The organism is Nocardioides allogilvus (assembly GCF_003047285.1).
Classification (GTDB): domain Bacteria; phylum Actinomycetota; class Actinomycetes; order Propionibacteriales; family Nocardioidaceae; genus Nocardioides; species Nocardioides allogilvus.
On the sequence record NZ_PZYX01000005.1, the window covers coordinates 38,491 to 58,218 of the forward strand.

General features: G+C 70.7%; 22 protein-coding genes. 14 read left to right on the forward strand and 8 right to left on the reverse strand.

The window, feature by feature from the left end; genetic code table 11:
* The first annotated feature begins 15 nt into the window (after positions 1-15).
* The 4 genes from C9J87_RS09810 (at position 16) to C9J87_RS09825 (ending at position 2,968) form a co-directional block, all read left to right on the forward strand.
* Complete coding sequence (locus C9J87_RS09810; protein ID WP_107705440.1) at positions 16-537, forward strand: YbhB/YbcL family Raf kinase inhibitor-like protein; 522 nt, start codon at positions 16-18, stop codon at positions 535-537.
* A 275-nt stretch (positions 538-812) separates the two neighbouring features.
* Entirely contained in the window at positions 813-1,319 is a 507-nt protein-coding gene (locus tag C9J87_RS09815) for a CAP domain-containing protein (RefSeq protein ID WP_107705441.1), read from the forward strand.
* A gap of 28 nt (positions 1,320-1,347) precedes the next feature.
* Positions 1,348-2,169 (forward strand): ABC transporter permease, encoded by an 822-nt coding sequence (locus C9J87_RS09820; protein ID WP_107705442.1) that lies wholly within the window; start codon positions 1,348-1,350, stop codon positions 2,167-2,169.
* A complete protein-coding gene (locus tag C9J87_RS09825) occupies positions 2,162-2,968 on the forward strand; it encodes an ABC transporter permease (RefSeq protein WP_107705443.1) in 807 nt (268 codons plus the stop codon). The genes C9J87_RS09820 and C9J87_RS09825 overlap by 8 nt, the downstream gene beginning before the upstream one ends.
* Positions 2,969-2,972: 4 nt before the next feature.
* Here the strand turns inward: C9J87_RS09825 and C9J87_RS09830 are convergent, their stop codons facing one another.
* Both C9J87_RS09830 and C9J87_RS19955 read right to left on the reverse strand, forming a co-directional pair.
* The gene (locus tag C9J87_RS09830; protein WP_232820019.1) at positions 2,973-3,641 is read right to left on the reverse strand and encodes a class F sortase; all 669 of its coding nucleotides are present in this window, start codon (positions 3,639-3,641) and stop codon (positions 2,973-2,975) included.
* Positions 3,634-4,527, reverse strand: coding sequence for a hypothetical protein (locus tag C9J87_RS19955; protein ID WP_198652325.1), 894 nt, complete (start codon positions 4,525-4,527; stop codon positions 3,634-3,636). Before C9J87_RS19955 ends, C9J87_RS09830 begins: the two co-directional genes overlap by 8 nt.
* Positions 4,528-4,660: 133 nt before the next feature.
* On the opposite strand from C9J87_RS19955, the gene C9J87_RS09840 reads away from it, so the two are divergent.
* Together C9J87_RS09840 and C9J87_RS09845 are read left to right on the forward strand one after the other, a co-directional pair.
* Positions 4,661-5,629 (forward strand): ABC transporter ATP-binding protein, encoded by a 969-nt coding sequence (locus tag C9J87_RS09840; RefSeq protein WP_232820020.1) that lies wholly within the window; start codon positions 4,661-4,663, stop codon positions 5,627-5,629.
* Positions 5,630-5,638: 9 nt separating this feature from the next.
* Complete coding sequence (locus C9J87_RS09845; RefSeq protein ID WP_010832990.1) at positions 5,639-6,013, forward strand: ankyrin repeat domain-containing protein; 375 nt, start codon at positions 5,639-5,641, stop codon at positions 6,011-6,013.
* Between the two features lie 6 nt (positions 6,014-6,019).
* On the opposite strand, the gene C9J87_RS09850 is transcribed toward C9J87_RS09845, so the two are convergent.
* A complete protein-coding gene (locus tag C9J87_RS09850; RefSeq protein ID WP_107705444.1) occupies positions 6,020-7,531 on the reverse strand; it encodes a catalase in 1,512 nt (503 codons plus the stop codon).
* Between the two features lie 3 nt (positions 7,532-7,534).
* Complete coding sequence (locus tag C9J87_RS09855; protein WP_107705445.1) at positions 7,535-7,990, reverse strand: Fur family transcriptional regulator; 456 nt, start codon at positions 7,988-7,990, stop codon at positions 7,535-7,537.
* Between the two features lie 72 nt (positions 7,991-8,062).
* Here C9J87_RS09855 and C9J87_RS09860 point away from each other — a divergent pair, with 72 nt between their 5' ends.
* Entirely contained in the window at positions 8,063-9,019 is a 957-nt protein-coding gene (locus tag C9J87_RS09860) for an alpha/beta hydrolase (RefSeq protein ID WP_107705446.1), read from the forward strand.
* Positions 9,020-9,028: 9 nt separating this feature from the next.
* On the opposite strand, the gene C9J87_RS09865 is transcribed toward C9J87_RS09860, so the two are convergent.
* The 4 genes from C9J87_RS09865 to C9J87_RS09880 are packed head-to-tail and all read right to left on the reverse strand — an operon-like array spanning position 9,029 to position 12,234.
* Positions 9,029-9,787: a sulfite exporter TauE/SafE family protein gene (locus C9J87_RS09865; protein WP_010832994.1), complete on the reverse strand. Its 759-nt coding sequence runs from the start codon at positions 9,785-9,787 to the stop codon at positions 9,029-9,031.
* A complete protein-coding gene (locus tag C9J87_RS09870; protein ID WP_107705447.1) occupies positions 9,784-10,908 on the reverse strand; it encodes an SPFH domain-containing protein in 1,125 nt (374 codons plus the stop codon). Before C9J87_RS09870 ends, C9J87_RS09865 begins: the two co-directional genes overlap by 4 nt.
* A gap of 44 nt (positions 10,909-10,952) precedes the next feature.
* Positions 10,953-11,414 (reverse strand): NfeD family protein, encoded by a 462-nt coding sequence (locus C9J87_RS09875; RefSeq protein WP_107705448.1) that lies wholly within the window; start codon positions 11,412-11,414, stop codon positions 10,953-10,955.
* 19 nt (positions 11,415-11,433) lie between these two features.
* Positions 11,434-12,234, reverse strand: a complete 801-nt coding sequence (locus C9J87_RS09880; protein WP_036490696.1) for an ABC transporter ATP-binding protein — start codon at positions 12,232-12,234, stop codon at positions 11,434-11,436.
* Positions 12,235-12,294: 60 nt separating this feature from the next.
* On the opposite strand from C9J87_RS09880, the gene C9J87_RS09885 reads away from it, so the two are divergent.
* The 7 genes from C9J87_RS09885 (at position 12,295) to C9J87_RS09915 (ending at position 19,708) form a co-directional block, all read left to right on the forward strand.
* Positions 12,295-13,014 carry a hypothetical protein gene (locus tag C9J87_RS09885; protein WP_036490698.1) on the forward strand — a complete coding sequence of 240 codons (720 nt, stop codon included), beginning with the start codon at positions 12,295-12,297 and terminating at the stop codon, positions 13,012-13,014.
* A 102-nt stretch (positions 13,015-13,116) separates the two neighbouring features.
* A complete protein-coding gene (locus C9J87_RS09890) occupies positions 13,117-14,085 on the forward strand; it encodes an AurF N-oxygenase family protein (protein WP_107705449.1) in 969 nt (322 codons plus the stop codon).
* A gap of 3 nt (positions 14,086-14,088) precedes the next feature.
* Positions 14,089-15,738: a 4Fe-4S binding protein gene (locus C9J87_RS09895; RefSeq protein ID WP_010832999.1), complete on the forward strand. Its 1,650-nt coding sequence runs from the start codon at positions 14,089-14,091 to the stop codon at positions 15,736-15,738.
* Entirely contained in the window at positions 15,735-16,430 is a 696-nt protein-coding gene (locus C9J87_RS19960) for a TetR/AcrR family transcriptional regulator (protein WP_010833000.1), read from the forward strand. Before C9J87_RS09895 ends, C9J87_RS19960 begins: the two co-directional genes overlap by 4 nt.
* A gap of 19 nt (positions 16,431-16,449) precedes the next feature.
* The gene (locus C9J87_RS09905) at positions 16,450-17,937 is read left to right on the forward strand and encodes a flavin-containing monooxygenase (RefSeq protein WP_107705450.1); all 1,488 of its coding nucleotides are present in this window, start codon (positions 16,450-16,452) and stop codon (positions 17,935-17,937) included.
* Positions 17,934-18,875: an alpha/beta fold hydrolase gene (locus tag C9J87_RS09910; protein ID WP_010833002.1), complete on the forward strand. Its 942-nt coding sequence runs from the start codon at positions 17,934-17,936 to the stop codon at positions 18,873-18,875. Before C9J87_RS09905 ends, C9J87_RS09910 begins: the two co-directional genes overlap by 4 nt.
* On the forward strand, positions 18,872-19,708 hold the full coding sequence (locus tag C9J87_RS09915) for an SDR family NAD(P)-dependent oxidoreductase (protein ID WP_010833003.1): 837 nt from the start codon (positions 18,872-18,874) through the stop codon (positions 19,706-19,708). Before C9J87_RS09910 ends, C9J87_RS09915 begins: the two co-directional genes overlap by 4 nt.
* The last annotated feature ends 20 nt before the right edge of the window (positions 19,709-19,728 follow it).

Sequence of the window (19,728 nt, forward strand, 5' to 3'; positions counted from 1 at the left end):
CCTAGGTTCGCTGGTATGAGCATCGAGCGCCCGATCGTGCCCAATCCCTACGACTACCTGCCGAGCGTCGCGTCCTTCACGGTGACCAGCGCCGACGTGACCGACGGCCAGCCACTGAAGCAGCACCAGGTGGCGGCCGCCGGCAACACCTCACCCGAGCTGACCTGGACCGGTGCCCCGGAGGGCACGAGGTCGTTCGTGGTCACCTGCTTCGACCCCGACGCACCGACGCCGTCCGGCTTCTGGCACTGGAACCTCGTGGACATCCCCGCGGACGTCACCTCACTGCCGACCGGTGCGGCCGGCGGCGAGCTCCCCGCCGGCGCGTTCCACGTGCGCAACGACGGCGGCGAGGCCGGATTCATGGGCGCCGCTCCCCCGCAGGGTGACCACCCCCATCGTTACTTCTTCGTCGTGCACGCCGTCAAGGACGAGACGCTCGGGGTCGACGCCGACGCGTCCAACGCGGTCGTGTCCTTCAACCTCGCCTTCAAGACGCTGGGCCGCGCGATCATCCACGGCACCTACCAGCACTGAGGCTGCGGAACGCGCCGCAGCCCCCTTCTCGAGGTGATTCGCGTCACGCTGCAGCGCCCTTCCTGCCGCATTGGTGCCGGATCTTTCGGCGTGCCGATTAGGATCTACCCATTTTTCATGATTACCGTCAGGTGTCCGTTGAAAAGTTCGTGGCCGCAATCGCGTCACGCCAGGACGTCCCCGACGTCTCATCGGAGACCTCAGCCCGGCCGGGCCATCTTCGCGGTGGCCCCCGGGACCCCCCACTGAGGTTCCCCCACCCCTCTGGAGTTCTCGTGAAGCTCGTCCGCGCTCTGCTGCTGCCTGTCGTCACCACGTTCGCGATCCTGTCCGGCCTCGTCGGCGCCCCCGCGCACGCCGGTCTGTCGCGCGTGCCGACCGCTGCCCCCGCCTCGACGGCGAGCACGGGCGCGGCGTTCGAGGACCAGGTGATGGTCGAGATCAACGCGGCGCGCGCCCGGGCCGGCTTCAAGCCGGTGCGGTTCTTCGACTCCTGCGTCGAGCGGCTCGCCACCGGCTGGAGCCGCCACATCGCCTCGACCGGGGTGTTCGCCCACCGCGACCAGCGCCAGGTCCTGCGCAAGTGCCACCAGTCCTGGGCCGGGGAGAACCTGATCCGGGGCGAGGGGCTCACCGCGCGCGCCATCGTGGACGCCTGGCTGGCCTCGCCGTCCCACCGCGCCGTACTCCTCAAGGGCCGCGCCACCCGCGCTGGCCTCGCCGTCGTGATGGACGGCCAGGGCCGCCAGGTCGGCGTGCTCAACGTGGCCGACGCCCGCTGACCCACGGCTGTGGCACGATCGGGCGCTCATGCGCACGATCGGGGGCTCGGACTTGTTGTACGTCGCCATCGCGACCCGGGCCTTCCGCCGCTACTCGACCTACCAGGCGGCCACGCTCGCGGGCATCTTCACCAACTCGGTCTTCGGCATCATCGGCTCCTTCGCCTACCTCGCCCTGTGGCGGGCCAACGCGAACGCGGGCGGCTACGACTCGGGTGACGCGGTCACCTACGTGTGGCTGGGCCAGGCCCTGCTCATGACGGTCGCCGTGTGGGGCGGCGGCACGACCGACGACCTGGCTGAGCGCATCCGCACCGGCGACGTCGCCATCGACCTCTACCGTCCCATCGGTCTGGTGCAGTGGTACCTCGCCGGCGACCTCGGCCGAGCGTGCTACCACCTGCTCACCCGCGGGCTCGCGCCCACGGTCGTCGGCGCCGTCCTCTTCGACCTCAAGGCGCCCGAGTCCCCGGTCGCGCTGCTCGGGTTCGTGCTCGCCGTACCCCTCGCCGTCGTCGTGAGCTTCGGAATCCGCTTCCTGGTCGCGAGCTCGGCGTTCTGGTTGCTCGACCAGTCGGGCGTGAAGGTGATGAGCGGCGCCTTCGCGATCTTCTTCAGCGGGCTGATGCTGCCGCTGGTGCTGTTCCCGGGCTGGCTGGGCACCCTCGCCCAGGCCCTGCCGTGGGCGGCCTTCATCCAGGTGCCGGCCGACATCTGGCTGGGCAAGCGCACCGGCGGCGACCTGGTGATGGCGCTCGGCTTCCAGGTCCTGTGGGCCGTGGTCCTGCTCGGCTGCTGCCGGCTCGTGCTCGGGGCCGCGACCCGCAAGGTGGTGGTCCAGGGTGGCTGAGGCACTCCAGCACGCTCGCCGCTACCTCGACATCGCGTGGCTGTGGATCCGCGCTGCCTGGGCCTACCCCGCGTCCTTCGTCATGCTGGCGATCGGCAACGCCATGATCACCAGTCTCGACTTCGTCGGGCTCTGGATCATGTTCAGCCACCTCGACGACCTCGCGGGCTTCTCGCTGGCGGAGGTCGGCTTCCTCTACGGCGCCAGCTCGCTCGGCCTCGGCATCGCCGACACCCTGATCGGCAGCGTTGAGCGCATCGGCACCTATGTCCGCACCGGGCGCCTCGACCAGATGCTCACCAAGCCGGTGCCGCTGCTGGTGCAGGTCTGCGCCGACCAGTTCACGCTGCGCCGGCTCGGACGGATCACGCAGGCGCTCGTCGTGTTCGGGTGGGCAGCGGCATACGTCGACTGGTCGCCTCTGCGCGTGCTCGTGACCGTCTCCATGGTGGCCAGCGGCGCGGCCGTGTTCTTCGGGCTGTTCGTCGGGTTCTCGTGCATCCAGTTCTGGACCACCGATGCGTCCGAGTTCGCCAACGCCTTCACCTACGGCGGCGCGACGATCACGCAGTACCCCCTCTCGATCTTCCCGCGCGAGGTGCTGGTCGCGCTGACCTTCGTCATCCCGGTCGCGTTCGTCAACTGGTATCCCGCGCTGTTCGTGCTCGGCCGCGACGACCCGTTCGGGATGCCCGGCTGGTTCCAGTTCGCCTCACCGCTGGCCGCCGTGGTCACGGTGGCCGCGAGCCTGCTGGTGTGGCGCACCGGGGTGCGTCACTACACCTCGACCGGGAGCTGAGCGCTCACACCGGCCGGGCGATGACCACGACGTTGCTGGCATAGCCGGTGCCGTCCCAGTCCTCGCAGGTGATCAGCACCAACCGGCCGCGGACCTGCTGGCTGAACAGGTGCTTGGCCGCCCGGCTGACGCGGTCCTTGTCGTGGACCTCGACGCGGCTGACCCAGTAGTCGATGCTGCCGGCGTCGGTGCGCACCGAGAACACGTCGCCGGGCACGAGGCTCTCCAGGTTGTCGAGCGCACCCCCGCCGGTGTGCACGGTGTGGCCGGTGATGATGGCGCTCCCCCGCTTCGCACCCGGCTCGGCACCGTCTGCCCACCAGCCGAGCGTCTGCGGGTCGGAGGGCGGCACGAGCGTGCTCACCTCGAGGTGGATCGGCACGACCGGCACGTCGATCCCGAGGGCGTCGACCACGACTCGGTCCGGCGCTCCGGCGGCGGCCTCCCTGGCGCGGGGTACGGCGCCGTACCCCTGCAGCGCCGACGGGGGCCGGGTCGCCGACGGGGTCCACACCACCGACGGACCGGGACTGCGCTCGAACGCCGGGGCCACGGGTGCGCCGGCCCGGGCACCCACGTGGTCGAGGGTGAGGATGACCGAGCAGACCGCAAGGCCGACCGCGACGAGTCCGAGACTCGCGCGGCCGGCCGTGGCGGCGCGGGCCTCAGGCACGACCCCTCAGGCGCCGGGCGGACAGCAGGCCCAGGCCGATGGCGACCGCCAGCAGTCCGGTCATGCCGGCCAGCCAGAGCGACGAGCTGGACGAGGCCTGTGACACGTCACCGGAGAGACCCGCGGCGACCTGGGTCGGCAGCGTGGCCTGCGCCCCGAGGACCTCCACCTGCTGCGGTTCGGCCTGCTGCTGGCCCTTGTTCTTCACCGGGTTCTCGGCCTTGACCTCGGTGGCCTGCTCACCCTTCACCTCGGTCGTGGCGGTCGGCTCGGACGTCGCGATCACCGGGGGCGCGACCGGCGGTGTGGTGGTCACCGGTGGTGTGGTCGTGACCGGTGGTGTGGTGGTCACCGGTGGTGTGGTGGTCACCGGTGGTGTGGTGGTCACCGGTGGTGTGGTGGTCACCGGCGGTGTGGTGGTCACCGGCGGTGTGGTCGTCACCGGCGGCGTGGTCGTCACCGGCGGCGTGGTCGTCACCGGCGGTGTGGTCGTCACCGGCGGCGTCGTGGTCGGCTGCACCAGGGTGATCGTGTAGTGGCTGATCTCCTTGGCACTGGGGTGCGTGATCGTCACCGACGCGACCGGCGGGTCGAGCGTCACGTAGTGCGGCCCGTCGCCCTGCTGATCCGAGCCGGCCTTCACGCAGTAGGCGCTGATGAGGAAGCCAGCGGGCGCGGTGTAGACCAAGGACTTGGTCTTGTCGTCCGCCGGGAACTTGTGGTCGGACTGCGGCTGGCAGACCGCGTCGTTGTCGTTGACGCTCGCCAGGTTGCTGCCCGCGCTGGCGGCACTCATCGCCACACCGAACGGCGCCAGGGCCAGGAGCGCCGTACCCGACAGGAGGGCCAGTGTCGTGCGCGATCGACGTCGTGCGATGAATCCCATGAGGAGCTCCCCTCTCACGACGATGAACGCCTGTGAGTTGTGGTGGATCGACCATGGCTGGTCTGGGCATTCACCATCCCTCCGAAGGACCACCCCGACGTAGCCCCAAATTGGGGAAGTCCATGATGGGTTCGTGACCACCACCGACGACGCGTTGATCTGCGTGCGCAACCTCGAGCGGGACTTCGTCGTGCGCCGCAAGATGGACGGTCGGCGCCGCAAGGTGCGCGAGCACGTTCGCGCCGTACGCGACCTCAGCTTCGACGTCGCAGCAGGCGAGATGGTCGGCTACATCGGGCCGAACGGCGCCGGCAAGTCGACGACGATCAAGATGCTCACCGGCATCCTCGTGCCGACCCGAGGCGAGCTGACGGTCGCCGGGCTCGAGCCGCAGCGCAACCGCGTCGAGCTCGCGCGCCGCATCGGCGTGGTCTTCGGCCAGCGGACGACGCTGTGGTGGGACCTGCCGCTGCGTGACTCGTTCGAGCTGTTGCAGAAGATCTACCGGATCCCCCCGACGAGGTATCGCCATAACCTCGAGCGGTTCGTCGAGCTCCTCGACCTCGGCGACCAGCTGGACACCCCGGTGCGCCAGCTCTCCCTCGGCCAACGGATGCGCGGCGACATCACGGCAGCACTGCTCCACGACCCGGAGATCCTCTACCTCGACGAGCCCACGATCGGTCTCGACGTCGTCAGCAAGGGTCGGCTGCGGGAGTTCCTGCGCGCGCTCAACGCCGAGCGCGGCACCACCTTGATGCTCACCACCCACGACCTGCAGGACATCGAGGCGCTGTGCGACCGGGTGATCGTCATCGACCACGGCACGGCCGTCTTCGACGGTCCGCTCGCCGGGCTGCACGAGCAGGGAGGTTCCACGCGCACCCTGGTGGTCGACCTCGTCGACGAGTCGGAGCCGATCTCGGTGCCGGGCGCCTCGGTGCGCCGGGTGGAGGGCCCGCGGCAGTGGCTGTCGTTCCCGGCCGACGCGAGCGCCGCGCCCATCGTCGGCGCCATAGCGGCGGCCTACGACCTCGCCGACCTGTCCATCCAGGAGCCCGACATCGAGGACGTCATCCGCGAGCTCTACTCACGTTCCTAGACTTCTCGGATGAGCCTCACTCCCGAGCAGACCCAGCGCGTCCTCACCCTCGCCCTCGACCTCGCCCGCGCGGGCGAGACCGAGCAGCTCGCGGAGTTCCTCGACCATGGCCTGCCGATCGACTCGGTGTCCGAGTCGGGCGACTCGTTGCTGATGCTGGCGGCCTACCACGACCGTCCCGAGACCGTGTCGATGCTGCTCGACCGCGGCGCCGACCCCGACCAGCGCAACTCGCGCGACCAGTCGATCGTCGCGGGCGCCCTGTTCAAGGGCGCCGACGACGTCGTACGGCGACTGGTGGCCGCCGGCGCCGACCTCGACGCCGGAACGCCGACAGCCCGCCAGGCGGCCGAGATGTTCGGCCGTGGCGGGCTGCTGGACTGAGCGCGATCAGGCCGGAGCGTTGTCCGGGTTGGGCTCCGTGGCGCTGATCTGGCCGGCGGCCAGGGCCTCGATCGCCTTGCGGACGCCCTCACCGTAGGCCGGGTCGGCCTGGGTGCAGTGGAAGATGTGCTTCTCCACCGACGTCTCGGAGGCACCGTCGATGGCACGCGCGGTGTTCTCGAACAGACGCTGCTGCTCCTCGGCGGTCATCAGCCGGAACAGGTCGCCCGGCTGCTCGTAGTAGTTGTCGTCGTCCTCGCGGAAGTCGAACCGGTCGGCGACGGCACCGATGGCCTGGGCCGGGTCGGCGTAGGCGGGCTGCTCGGGCCAGCGGCCGAAGTTGTTCGGCTCGATCCCGGGCACCGAGCCCTGGTTGCCGTCGACGCGCATCGCACCGTCACGGTGGTAGGTGTTGAGCGTCTGCACTGCCCCACGGGGGTAGTTGACGGGGATCTGGTGGTGGTTGACCCCGACGCGGTAGCGCGCCGCGTCGCCGTACGAGAAGAGCCGGCCCTGGAGCATGCGGTCGGGGCTGAAGGAGATGCCCGGGACCAGGTTGGCCGGGGAGAAGGCGGCCTGCTCGACGTCGGCGAAGTAGTTGTCGGGGTTGCGGTTGAGCTCGAACTCGCCGACCTCGATGAGCGGGTAGTCCTTCTTCGACCAGACCTTCGTGAGGTCGAAGGGGTGGAAGCGGTAGTCGTTGGCCTCGGCCTCGGGCATCACCTGGATGAAGAACTTCCACTTCGGGAAGTCGCCCTTCTCGATCGACTCGTAGAGGTCGCGCTGCGACGACTCGCGGTCGCCGGCCACGACGGCGGCGGCCTCGTCGTCGGTGAGGTTCTCGATGCCCTGCTGGGTGCGGAAGTGGAACTTCACCCAGAAGCGCTCCCCCGCGGCGTTGATGAAGGAGAACGTGTGGGAGCCGAAGCCGTGCATGTGGCGGTAGGACTTCGGGATCCCACGGTCGCTCATCACGATCGTGACCTGGTGCAGCGCCTCGGGCAGGTTGGTCCAGAAGCCCCAGTTGTTCTCCGCGTCGCGCAGGTTGGTGCGCGGGTCGCGCTTCACGGCGCGGTTGAGGTCGGGGAACTTGAGCGGGTCGCGGAAGAAGAAGACCGGGGTGTTGTTGCCGACGACGTCCCAGTTGCCCTCCTCGGTGTAGAAGCGCGCCGCGAAGCCGCGGATGTCGCGCTCCGCGTCGGCTGCGCCGCGCTCACCGGCGACGGTCGAGAAGCGCAGGAACATCTCGCACTCGTTGCCGACCTTGTTGAAGATCGCCGCCCGGGTGTACTGCGAGATGTCGTGGGTGACCTTGAGCGTGCCGAAGGCGCCCGAGCCCTTCGCGTGCATGCGGCGCTCGGGGATCACCTCACGGTCGAAGTGCGCGAGCTTCTCGAGGAACCACAGGTCCTGCAGCAGCATCGGTCCGCGAGGGCCGGCAGTCAGGCTGTTCTGGTTCTCGGCGACCGGTGCGCCGGCCGCGGTGGTGATCGGGTTGGTGTTCTCTTCAAACGCCATCGTTCATCGCTCCTCGTTGAGTGGGGTTCGGGTGGATTCGGCACAGGTGGGGCAGACGCCCCAATAGGTCACCTCGGCCTCGTCGATGACGAAGCCGTGGTGGTCGGAGGCGTCGAGGCAGGGTCGCTGCCCGACGGCGCAGTCGACGTCGGCGATCGCTCCGCACGAGCGGCACACGACGTGGTGGTGGTTGTCCCCCACGCGCAGCTCGTAGCGAGCGGGCGATCCGGCCGGCTCGATCCGGCGCACGAGCCGCGCATCGGTGAGCGCGTGCAGCACGTCGTAGACCGCTTGGGTCGACACGGCGCCGAGCTCGGCGCGGACCGCGGTGGCCAGCGCGTCGGCGTCGACGTGCGGCTGCGCTGCCAACGCGTGGAGCACGGCGACGCGCGGCTGCGTCACGCGCAGGCCGGCCACCTTGAGGCGCTCGCGGGGATCGACAGTGGGCAGAAGTGACATCCCCTGCACTCAATCAGGTTTTCTGGAATGATTCAAGACAACTCGCCCGGGAATGGCGTTAGCGTTCGGCCCATGCCCGCCGCCTTCGAGACCGACGTCCTCGGTCGGCCGTACCGCGTCGAGACCATCGACCTCCCGGACGACTCCGAGGGCCCGGTGGTGGCCACCCTCGTGCACAAGCCCACCCGCAAGCGGGCCGGCCGCGCCGTCCTGCACGTGCACGGGTTCGCGGACTACTTCTTCCACCGCGAGTACGCCGAGTGGTGGACGGCTCGCGGCTACACCTTCTACGCCCTCGACCTGCGCAAGTACGGCCGCTCGATCCTCGACCACCAGACGCCCAACTACACCGAGGACCTGGCGGACTACTACCTCGAGATCGACGCGGCCTGGCAGCGCATCACCGAGCGTGACGGCCACACCAGCGTGGCGGTCTCCGCCCACTCGACGGGCGGCCTGACGCTGCCCCTGTGGGTCAACGACCGCCGCCCCGACGAGCTGTCCGCGATGGTGCTCAACTCCCCCTGGCTCGACCTCCAGGGCTCCGGGTGGCTGCGCAACCCCGCCGCCCGCGCCGCGCTCAACCAGCTGGGTGTGCGCCAGCCCAGGCGACTGATCCCGCGCAACGTCGACACCAGCTACGGCCGCGCGCTGCACACGAGCCATGGCGGCGAGTTCGACTACGACCTCGCTTGGAAGCCGCTCGAGTCGTGGCCGGTCTATGCCGGCTGGTTGCGGGCGATCCGCGCCGGGCACGACCGGGTGCACGCCGGCCTCGACGTGTCCGCGCCGGTGCTGGTTTTGTCCTCGACGGTCTCGGCCTCCGCTGCCGTGGACCCGGACGCCGTGAACAGGGCCGACGTGGTGCTCGACGTCCAGCAGATCCGGCGCTGGGCCTCGTCGCTGGGCTCCCACGTCACCAGCATCGCCATCGACGGTGGACGCCACGACCTGGTGCTCTCCGTGCCCGAGGTCAGGGCGCGCGTCTACGCCGAGCTGGACAGGTGGCTCGCGACGTACGTCGAGTGAGTCGCGACCTCAGGTCAGCAGCGTGATCAGCGCGGCCACGCCCACGACCACGATGAAGGCCCGCAGCACCGCCGCGGGCAGCCTGCGCCCGATCGAGGCGCCGAGCAGTCCGCCGACGATCGCCCCGCTGCCGATCAGCACGACGATCAGCCAGTCGACGTCGGCGACGAACGCGAACAGCACGCCCGAGACCCCGTTGACCAGGGCGGCCAGCACGTTCTTGAGCCCGTTCAGCCGCTGCAGGGCCTCGTCGATGCCGATCCCCAGCACGGCCATCATCAGCACGCCCTGGGCGGCACCGAAGTAGCCGCCGTAGACCCCGCACGCGAGCATCAGGGGCCACACCCACCAGGCGCCACGGGCCGGCAACCCTCCGGTCGCCTCGTGCCTGCGTGCGACCCAGGCCGAGATCCGTGGGCCGGCGACGACCAGGACCAGGCCCAGCAGGATCAGCGCGGGGACGATCACCTCGAACGCACCGGGCTGCCACAGCAGCAGGACCGCACCGAGCAGCCCACCCAGCGCCGAGGCGCTGGCGAGATGCAGGATGCGGCTGCGCTGGCCGACGAGCTCTCGGCGGTAGCCCACCGCTCCGGTGACCGAGCCCGGCACGAGGCCGATGGAGTTGGAGACGTTGGCGGTGACCGGTGGCACGCCGAACGCCAGCAGGGTCGGGAACGTGATCAACGTTCCCGACCCCACCACGGTGTTGATGGTGCCGGCCGCCACGCCCGCGAGGGCGATCAGCACGGCTTCGAGCGGGCTCACGCCGAGGGGGGCTCCTCGGCAGCGGGAGGCTCGACGGTCGGCTCGGCGGGCGGCGTGGCCGGCGCAGCGGCCGACGGCGTGCGGCTGGCCGATTGTGCGGCGGCGATGGCCTCCTCGACGACCTTCTTGGTGTCGCCGTGCCCCGACGACTGCGGCAGCTGCGGCTCGGTCGGGCCCATGTCGACGCGCGTGCGCGGCGTGGCGTCCTGCGGGATGCCGGCGATCTCGTGGATCGAGGAACCGAGCCCCTCCAGTGCCTTGGTGATCTCCGAGGGGATGACCCACACCTTGTTGGCGCTGCCCTCGGCGATCTTCGGCATCATCTGGAGGTACTGGTAGGCCAGCAGGGACTGGTCGGGCTGGCCGTCGTGGATCGCCTGGAAGACGGTCTGGATGGCCTGGCCCTCACCCTGGGCCCGCAGGATCGAGGCCTCACGGTCGGCCTGCGCGCGCAGGATCTGCGACTCGCGATCACCCTCGGCGTTGAGGATCTGCGACTGCTTGGAACCCTCGGCGGTGAGGATCGCGGCCTGGCGCGAACCCTCGGCGGTGAGGATGACGGCCCGCTTCTCACGATCGGCGCGCATCTGCTTCTCCATCGAGTCCTTGATGGAGGGCGGCGGGTCGATGCCCTTGAGCTCGACACGGTTGACGCGGATGCCCCACTTGCCGGTCGCCTCGTCCAGGACGCCACGCAGACCGGAGTTGATCTGGTCGCGGCTGGTCAGCGTCTCCTCGAGGTCCATGCCACCGACGATGTTGCGCAGCGTCGTCATGGTGAGCTGCTCGATCGCCTGGATGTAGTTGGCGATCTCGTAGGTCGCTGCGACCGGGTCGGTGACCTGGAAGTAGATGACCGTGTCGATCGAGACCACGAGGTTGTCCTCGGTGATCACGGGCTGCGGCGGGAACGAGACGACCTGCTCACGCAGGTCGATGAGGTAGCGCAGTCGGTCGATGAACGGCATCAGGATGTTGAGGCCGGCGGGCAGCGTGCCCTTGTACTTGCCGAACCTCTCGACGATGCCGGCGCGGGCCTGCGGCACGATGCGCACCGTCTTGGCGAGCACCACGATCACGAACAGGACCAGTAGCGCCAACAGGACCAGGGCGATCTCCATGGACGTCTCCTTCTCAGAACGGGTTGGCTGGGACGGGCTTCGGGTCAGGACTCGAGACGAGCGACGGGGTGCACGAGGGCGGTGGCACCGCGGATCGCCAGCACCTCGACGGTCTCGCCCGCCGCGATGGTGGCGGTCTCGTCATAGGGCTCGGCGGTCCAGAACTCACCCGCGAGCTTGATCCGGCCCGGGGCCAGCGCCGAGATCTCCTCGGTGACGACGCCCTGCTTGCCGACCAGCTTGCCGTGTCCGAGCGACAGCTCGGGTCCCCCGTGCAGACGCTTGACCATCGAGGGCCGCACCACGGAGATCGCGGCCAACGAGGCAGCGGACGCAGCGAGGATCTGGATGGCGATGTGCAGGTCCAGGAGGGCGGCGACCATGCCGACGAGGGCACCGGCCGCGAGCATGATGAGGATGAGGTCGAGGCTGAACATCTCGGCCACCCCGAGGACGATCGTCAGACCGAGCCAGGTCTCCCACGCATGATCTCTGAGCCACTCCATGGACAGACCCTAGCCCGCGTCAACCAGCCAGGTGGCGGGGGCGCCTGCGGGCGGCGAACCGCCCGTCCTCCTGCGTCAGCAGCATCGGCATCCCGAAGGTCTCCGACAACGTCTCGGCCGTGACCACGCGCTCCAGCGGACCCGACGCCACGACCCGTCCCGCGCGCAGCAGCAGGGCATGGGTGAAGCCGGGCGGGATCTCCTCGACGTGGTGCGACACCAGCACGGTCGCGGGCGAGTCGGGGTCGAGGGCGACGACCGAGAGCGTGGACACGAGGTCCTCGCGACCCCCCAGGTCGAGCCCGGCCGCCGGCTCGTCGAGCAGCAGCATCTCCGGGTCGGTCATCAGCGCCCGGGCGATCTGCACGCGCTTGCGCTCGCCCTCGCTGAGCGTGCCGAACGTGCGCTCGCCCAAGTGGGCGGCACCCACCTCGGTCAGCAGCGACGCGGCCCGGTCGTGGTCGAGGTCGTCGTAGACCTCGCGCCAGCGACCGAGGACGCCGTAGGAGGCCGAGACCACGACGTCCCTGACGAGCTCGGTGCGCGGGATGAGATCGGCCAGGGCGGCACTGGTGAGGCCGATGCGCGGACGCAGGTCGAAGACGTCGACCGTGCCGAGCACCTCGCCCAGGATCCCGGCGACGCCCGAGGTCGGGTGGATCTGCGCCGAGGCCACCTGGAGCAACGTGGTCTTGCCGGCGCCGTTGGGCCCGAGGATCACCCAGCGCTCGTCCTCCTCGACGGCCCAGTTGACCTCGTCCAGCAGGGTCGCCCCGCCCCGGCGGACCGTGAGGTCGGCGAACTCGATCACGGCGGTCATGCGCGTCACCCTATCCAGCACCGCACCACCGGTCCGGACCCCGACGTATTCTCTGGCGCCGTGTCCCTCGAACTCCCGCTGTCCGCCCGCCTCGCCTGGTGGCTCACTGCCTGGCTGCGCGGCACGGAGGTCACCGACCACGTGCTCGACGCCGTCACCGACGGCGAGCTGGCGCACCTCGCCGACGGCCTCGCGGGGGGTACGGCGATGCTCGACCTCCTCCTCGAAGCGAGGCGCTCCGGCGCCACCGGGGCGGGGCTGGCGCTGCCCGTGGAGGGTGACCTGCTCGGCCTGGGCGGGCCACGCGCGTTCAACGACGCGGCGATCGAGGCCGGCGAGGCGGTCGTCGTCGGCGCCTGGGCCGTCGTGCCGGAGGTGGTGGGCGAGGTCTGCCACTGGCGGGTGCAGCCCGCGGCGCCGCGACAGCTCCCCGACGTGGGCGAGGCCGACCGGTCGCTGCGCGCCGCGCTGCTCGACTCGGCCAACCTGCTCGCCGACCTCGACGTCGCCCGCTGGCGCCCCGAGGTGGCCGACCGGCTGATGAACCTCGGGCACCGGCCCGGGCTCGAGGCTCCCCTGGGCACACCACCGCGCTGCGCCGACCTCGCGGCGCGTGGGCTGCAGGGCTGGGCCATCACGGAGCTGGCGCTCGAGGACGACGGAGGTGCTGTGTCGGCGTACGAGATCGAGGCCCGCAGGGCCGCCCTCCAACCGCTGGAGCGCGCGTCGCGACGGGCGATCGTCGCCGCCTGCTCCCCGGAGGTGTGGCCGGACCACTGATCGGCGACGCGCGCCAACTTTTCCTGCGAAACCCTTGCCTGTGACGCGATGTCACATTAACTTGTCTGTGACATCGCGTCACAGACGATTGAGGGAGCAGGCATGACCGCGCAGACCGAGCACTTCTCGTACGACGAGCTGCTGCACCACCTCTCCGAGGCCTCCGTGCACCAGCACTTCGACGCCTTCACCGACATCACGTGGGACGACCCCGACTTCGCCGTCGACCCGACCGACGCCCGCTGGGTGATGCCCCGGGCGGACTCGCTCGGCGCGACCGAGTGGTACCGCTCGCTCCCCCTCGACCGGCAGATCCGGATCGGGATGTATCGCCAGGCCAACATCGCCAAGGTCGGCCTGCAGTTCGAGCAGCTGCTGATCAGCGGGCTGATGAACCACGCGCTGACGCTGCCCAACGGCTCCGCGGAGTTCCGCTACTCCACGCACGAGGCGACCGAGGAGTGCCACCACACGCAGATGTTCCAGGAGATGGTCAACCGCATCGGCCAGGACGTTCCGGGCGGTCCCCGCTGGTTCCGCGCCGTCGCACCGCTCCTCGCGATCGCGGCCGGTCCCCTCCCCAACATCTTCTTCATGGGCGTGCTCGCCGGGGAGGAGCCGATCGACCACCTGCAGAAGTCGATCCTGCGCTCCGGGGAGCAGATGCACCCGATGGTGACCCGCGTGATGCAGATCCACGTCGCCGAGGAGGCCCGCCACATCGGCTTCGCCCACTCCTACCTGACCGAGCGCTCGAAGGACTACTCGCGCCTCCAGCGCGCGGTGCTGTCCGTCCTGATGCCGGTGATCATGCGCGTCCTGTGCGACGTGATCATGAAGCCCAGCCGGCAGATGCAGCGCGACCTCGACATCCCCGCCGAGGTGATCAAGGAGATCTGGTGGGACGGCGAGCACTCCCGCAAGCTCCTGCGCGACACCTTCGGCGACGTGCGGATGCTGGCCGACGAGCTCGGCCTGATGAACCCCGTGTCCCGACGGGTCTGGACCCTCCTCGGCATCGGCGGTCGGCCCTCGCGCTTCCGCAGCGAGCCCCACTCGGCAGCGAGCTGACCGATGCCCTACGTCATCACCCAGTCCTGCTGCGCCGACGCCTCGTGCGTGGTCGCCTGCCCGGTCAACTGCATCCATCCCGCCCCCGGCGAGCCCGGTTTCGCCGAGGCCGAGATGCTGTACGTCGACCCGGACTCCTGCGTCGGCTGCGGCGCCTGCGTCACGGCCTGCCCGGTGGGCGCGATCGTGCCCGACACGAAGCTGACACCGGCGCAGCAACCGTTCCTGGCGCTGAACGCCGACTACTACGCCACGTTCCCCCACGCTGACCGCGCTCCCGTCGCGACGGTGCCCGCCCAACGGCGGCTGCGGACCGCGACGCCCGTGCGGGTGGCGGTGGTGGGCGCCGGTCCCGCCGGCCTCTACACCGCCGACGAGCTGCTCCGGCACCCCGAGGTCGAGGCGGTCGACGTCTACGACCGGCTGCGCACGCCGTACGGCCTCGTCCGGCACGGCGTCGCCCCCGACCACGCCTCCACCAAGCGCGTGACCGAGCTCTTCGGCGCCATCGAGCAGCAGCCGGGCTTCCGCTACTTCCTGGGCGTCGACGTCGGCACCGACCTGACGCTGGCCGACCTGCGCAGCCGCTACCACGCGGTCGTCCACGCCGTGGGCGCCTCCGCGGACCGGCAGCTCGCCATCCCGGGCGAGGACCTGCCCGGCTCGCTGGCCGCGACCGACGTCGTCGGCTGGTACAACGGCCACCCCGGCCGACGCGACCTCGACGTGCCTCTCGACCACGAGCGTGCGGTCGTGGTCGGCAACGGCAACGTCGCCCTCGACGTCGCCCGGATGCTCACCCGCGACCCCGACGTGCTCGCCCGCACCGACGTGGCTCCCGGGCCGCTCGCTGCGCTCCGGTCGAGCGCGGTGCGCGAGGTCGTCGTGCTCGGACGGCGCGGACCCGCGCAGTCCGCCTTCACCGTGCCCGAGCTGATCGGCCTGGCCGGGCTGAGCGATGTCGACGTCGTGGTGCACGCCGACCCGGCGACCCTGACCGGCAGCGACCAGCGCAGCCGGCTGCTCGCCGAGCTCGCTGCCCGCACGACCTCCGGTGACCCCGGGCGTCGCCGGATCGTGCTGGCCTTCGCCACCTCACCCGTCGAGGTCCTCGGTCGCGACGGCCGCGTGAGCGGGGTCCGGCTGGTCCGCAACGACCTCGTCACCGGCCCCGACGGCAGCGTGCGTGCCGAGCCCACCGACGAGCAGTCGACCCTCGAGGCCGGCCTCGTCGTCCGCTCGGTCGGGCACAGCGCTACCCCTGTGTCGGGGCTCCCCTTCGACCCCGTCACCTCGACCGTGCCGAACACCGCGGGCCGGGTGGAGCCCGGGCTCTACGTCGCCGGCTGGATCAAGCGCGGGCCGGTCGGCTTCATCGGCACCAACAAGACCTGCGCCCAGGAGACGGTCGACACCCTGCTGGACGACCTCGACGCGGGTCTCCCCGAGCCCGTGATCACCACGGACCCGGCCGGTTTCGTCCGCGAGCGGCGACCTGACGTGAGCGGCCTCGACGACTGGCGAGTCCTGGACGCGGAGGAACGGGCACGCGGCGCCCTGGTCGGTCGCCCGCGGCTCAAGATCACCGACCCGGAGGAGCAGGCGCTGGCCGGACGCCTCCGCCCCCGCCGACGGCTGCGGGTGCCGACGTGAGCGCCGAGGACGGCCGTCACTCGCGCTGGCTCGGCCACCAGGAGGAACGCCGCCAGCAGGTGATCGACGCCGCGCTGCTGGTGATCGACGAGGCTCCCGCGGGTGCGGAGTTCAGGGTCGCGCAGATCGCGGCCCGGGGCGGCATCAACCGCTCCGCCCTCTACCGCTACTTCGAGGACCGGGCAGACCTGGAGGTCGCGGTGCAACGCGAGATCTGTGCGGTCGCCGGGACCGAGGTGATGGGCGCCATCACCCTCGACGGGACCCCGCGCGAGATCGTGCGCCGGATCATCTCCACCTACACCCACTGGGCCGTGGCGCACGCCTCGCTGCTGCGCTTCGTCGAACGCGACGTGGCCGGCTCCACCGAGCGACCGCTGGAGCAGGTGATCGCCCAGGTCGCCGACGGCGTCGAGACCATGATCGAGATGCTGCTCACGCTCCTCGGCGGCGAGCTGAGCGAGCACGACAAGGCCAGCCTCGACCCGTGGGTCTTCGGCCTGATCGGCGGCTGCATGCAGGCCGTGCGCCGCTGGTCCTCGCGTCCCGTGATCGCACCCGACATCGACTTCTTCGTCGAGGTCCTCACCCAGGGTGCCTGGTGCCAGATCCACGACCTCGCCGCGAGTCGCGGCGTCGACGTACCCGACGTCCCCGCCCAGACCCTCGTCGCCGCCGCCGCGGCCGGCTGACCACAGAGAAGAGACGACCATGACCGAGCACCTCGACGTCCTGATGATCGGTGCCGGACTGTCCGGCATCGACGCCGCCTACCACGTCAGCAAGGCCTTCCCCGACCGCAGCTATGCGGTCCTCGAGATGCGCGAGAGCCTGGGCGGCACCTGGGACCTGTTCCGCTACCCCGGCGTGCGCTCCGACTCCGACATGTACACCCTCGGCTTCAGCTGGAAGCCGTGGCTGGGCAAGAAGGCGATCGCCGACGGCGCCGACATCCTCGCCTACCTCCGCGAGGCCGCCGCGGAGCACGGCATCGACCAGCACATCCGCTACCAGCAGCGCGTGGTGCGGGCCGAGTTCTCCAGCGCCACCGCCCGCTGGACCGTCACCGTGGAGCGCACGGACACCGGTGAGACGCACGAGCTGACGGCCGGCTTCGTGATGTCCACCTCGGGCTACTACCGCTACGACGAGGGGTTCACCCCCGACTTCCCCGGGCGCGCGGACTTCACCGGCCAGGTGGTGCACCCGCAGCACTGGCCCGAGGACCTCGACTTCGCCGGCAAGCGGGTGGTGGTCATCGGCTCCGGCGCGACCGCCGTGACGCTGGTGCCGGCCCTGGCCGACCGCGGTGCCGGTCACGTCACGCTGCTGCAGCGGACTCCGACGTACATCATCAGCCAGCCCGGCACCGACCCGATCTCGCACCGGATGCTGCGGACCCTGCCGACCAAGGTGGCCGCCAAGCTCGTCCGGGGCCGCTACCTCGCGATGCACGTCGGGTTCTACGAGTTCTGCCGGGCACGACCGCGCGAGGCACGACTGCTGCTGCGCACGCTGCTCGAGCGCCAGCTCCCGGCGGACATCGCGTTCGACGAGCACTTCAAGCCGCCGTACGACCCCTGGGACCAGCGACTGTGCCTGGTGCCCCACGGCGACCTCTTCAAGGCGCTGCGCAAGCACACCGTCGACGTCGTCACCGACCACATCGAGGGCTTCACCCCCACCGGCATCCGGCTGCAGTCCGGCCGCGAGCTCGAGGCGGACATCGTCGTCACCGCGACCGGCCTCAACCTGCAGGCCTTCGGCGGGGCGAGCTTCGCCGTCGACGGGCGCGACGTCGACCTGCGCGACACGATGGCCTTCAAGGGGATGATGCTCACCGAGCTGCCCAACTTCGCGTTCATCGTCGGCTACACGAACGCCTCGTGGACGCTCAAGGCCGACCTCGTGTGCCAGTACGTCGTCCGCGTGCTCGAGCACATGGAGCGCACCGGCACCCGGATCGTCGTGCCGCGACGCGACCCCGGCGTCCCCGAGGCCCCGTTCCTGGACTTCGCGGCGGGCTACGTGCTGCGCGCGGTGGACGACTTCCCCAAGCAGGGCAGCGAGGAGCCGTGGCGGTTGCGGATGAACTACTTCCGCGACCTGAAGGTGTTCGCGGCGTCCGTGGACGACCCGGCACTCGACTACTCGCACCCGGTGCCGGCGCTCTCGACCGCCGGGGAGGTCTCGGCATGAGCATCGAGCCGCTGACCCGCGACGCCGGGCACGCCCGGGAGGTGCGCACCGACGACGGCCTGCGCCTGCACGTCACCGTGCGTGGGCGTGAGGACGCCCCGCTCACGGTGGTGCTGGCGCACTGCTGGGCCGCCGACGAGCAGGACTGGCACTACCAGGTCCACGACCTGCTGGTGGCCTACGGACACGACGTCCGGATCATCACCTGGGACCAGCGGGGTCACGGTCGCTCCGACACGGCCCGATCGGCCGCCTGCACGATCCCCCACCTCGCCCGCGACCTGGGGCACGTCGTCGACGCCTTCGCCCCCTCAGGGCCGCTCGTCGTCGCGGGTCACTCGATCGGCGGGATGACCATGTGTGCCCTCCCGGCGGAGCGCCCGGACCTCGTCGAGCGGGTGGTGGGGCTGCTGTTCGTCTCCACGTCGTCCGGAGGCCTCGACACCGTGACCCTGGGCCTGCCGCGGGTCACTGCGCCGGTGGTCCGCCACCAGCTGCCGCGTGTGCTCGCCACCCGGGCCCGGCGGCTGAGCCGCAGCGAGCGCCGCAACTCCCCGCTGCTGGAGCGTTGGGTGGTCGACACCTTCCTGTTCGGTCAACCCCGGCGACCGCGCGACACCGGACTCGTCGTGGACCAGCTGATCAACTGCGGGCCGGCCACGATGTGGGGCTTCTTCCACGACTTCATGACCCACGAGCGAACCGACCTGCTCGCGGCCTACGACGACGTCCCGACCGTGGTCCTCGTCGGGACGCGCGACCTGCTCACCCCGCCCCACCACGCCCGGCGCATCGCCGCCCACGTCCGGGGAGCCGAGGTGCGCGTCGAGCACGGTGCCGGCCACATGCTCACGCTCGAGCGACCCCGGGAGGTCAGTGCAGCGCTGCACGACCTCGTCGACCGCGCCCTGACCGACTGCACAGGAGACATCGCATGAAGACGCTCGAGAACAAGGTCGTGGTCATCACCGGCGCCGCATCCGGCATCGGCCGGGCCCTGGCCGTGGAGGTGGCCCGCCGCGGCGCCCACCTCGCCCTGTCCGACGTGGACATGACGGGGCTGGCGGCGACGGCCCGGCTCGCCCGCGACGCCGGCGCCACCCAGGTGCACACCGCGCGCCTGGACGTGGCGGACCGGGCGGCGGTCGCTGCCTACGCCACCAACGTCGAGGACCACTACGGCCGGGTCAACGTGGTCGTCAACAACGCCGGCGTCGCGTTGTCGGGCGACCTCCACGACCTCGACTACGAGGACATCGACTGGATCGTCGGCGTGAACTTCTGGGGCGTCGTGCACGGCACCAAGGAGTTCCTCCCCCACCTCATCGCCTCCGGCGACGGCCACGTCGTCAACATCTCGTCCCTGTTCGGGCTCGTCTCGATGCCCAGCCAGAGTGCCTACAACGCGACGAAGTACGCCGTACGCGGGCTGACGGAGTCGCTGCGCGAGGAGATGCTGGTCGCCGGTCACCGCGTCGGCGTCACCGCCGTGCACCCCGGCGGCATCAAGACCGCCATCGCCCGCAACGCCCGCGTCTCCGACGCCGAGGACAAGGAGGCGACCGCGGCGTTCTTCGACAAGCGGCTCGCCACGATGACCCCGGAGCGCGCCGCCGAGATCATCGTCCGGGGCGTGCTGCGCAACCAGGCCCGCGTGCTGGTCGGGCTCGACGCCCACGCCCTGCACCACTTCGCCCGGCTCACCGGCTCGCGCTACCAGGACGTCGTCGCGATGGTCTCCAAGCGGGTCATGCCGAAGAAGGTGGGCTGACCGACTCTGGACGAGTGCAC

Excerpts from the sequence above, each read along its gene's own strand:
- C9J87_RS09845 (WP_010832990.1), top strand. The coding sequence starts at position 5,639 with ATGAGCCTCACTCCCGAGCAGACCCAGCGCGTCCTCACCCTCGCCCTC.
- C9J87_RS09850 (WP_107705444.1), bottom strand. The coding sequence starts at position 7,531 with ATGGCGTTTGAAGAGAACACCAACCCGATCACCACCGCGGCCGGCGCA.
- C9J87_RS09855 (WP_107705445.1), bottom strand. The coding sequence starts at position 7,990 with ATGTCACTTCTGCCCACTGTCGATCCCCGCGAGCGCCTCAAGGTGGCC.
- C9J87_RS09880 (WP_036490696.1), bottom strand. The coding sequence starts at position 12,234 with ATGACCGCCGTGATCGAGTTCGCCGACCTCACGGTCCGCCGGGGCGGG.
- C9J87_RS09860 (WP_107705446.1), top strand. The coding sequence starts at position 8,063 with ATGCCCGCCGCCTTCGAGACCGACGTCCTCGGTCGGCCGTACCGCGTC.
- C9J87_RS09905 (WP_107705450.1), top strand. The coding sequence starts at position 16,450 with ATGACCGAGCACCTCGACGTCCTGATGATCGGTGCCGGACTGTCCGGC.
- C9J87_RS19955 (WP_198652325.1), bottom strand. The coding sequence starts at position 4,527 with ATGGGATTCATCGCACGACGTCGATCGCGCACGACACTGGCCCTCCTG.
- C9J87_RS09820 (WP_107705442.1), top strand. The coding sequence starts at position 1,348 with ATGCGCACGATCGGGGGCTCGGACTTGTTGTACGTCGCCATCGCGACC.
- C9J87_RS09810 (WP_107705440.1), top strand. The coding sequence starts at position 16 with ATGAGCATCGAGCGCCCGATCGTGCCCAATCCCTACGACTACCTGCCG.
- C9J87_RS09870 (WP_107705447.1), bottom strand. The coding sequence starts at position 10,908 with ATGGAGATCGCCCTGGTCCTGTTGGCGCTACTGGTCCTGTTCGTGATC.
- C9J87_RS09875 (WP_107705448.1), bottom strand. The coding sequence starts at position 11,414 with ATGGAGTGGCTCAGAGATCATGCGTGGGAGACCTGGCTCGGTCTGACG.
- C9J87_RS09910 (WP_010833002.1), top strand. The coding sequence starts at position 17,934 with ATGAGCATCGAGCCGCTGACCCGCGACGCCGGGCACGCCCGGGAGGTG.
- C9J87_RS09890 (WP_107705449.1), top strand. The coding sequence starts at position 13,117 with ATGACCGCGCAGACCGAGCACTTCTCGTACGACGAGCTGCTGCACCAC.
- C9J87_RS09895 (WP_010832999.1), top strand. The coding sequence starts at position 14,089 with ATGCCCTACGTCATCACCCAGTCCTGCTGCGCCGACGCCTCGTGCGTG.
- C9J87_RS09915 (WP_010833003.1), top strand. The coding sequence starts at position 18,872 with ATGAAGACGCTCGAGAACAAGGTCGTGGTCATCACCGGCGCCGCATCC.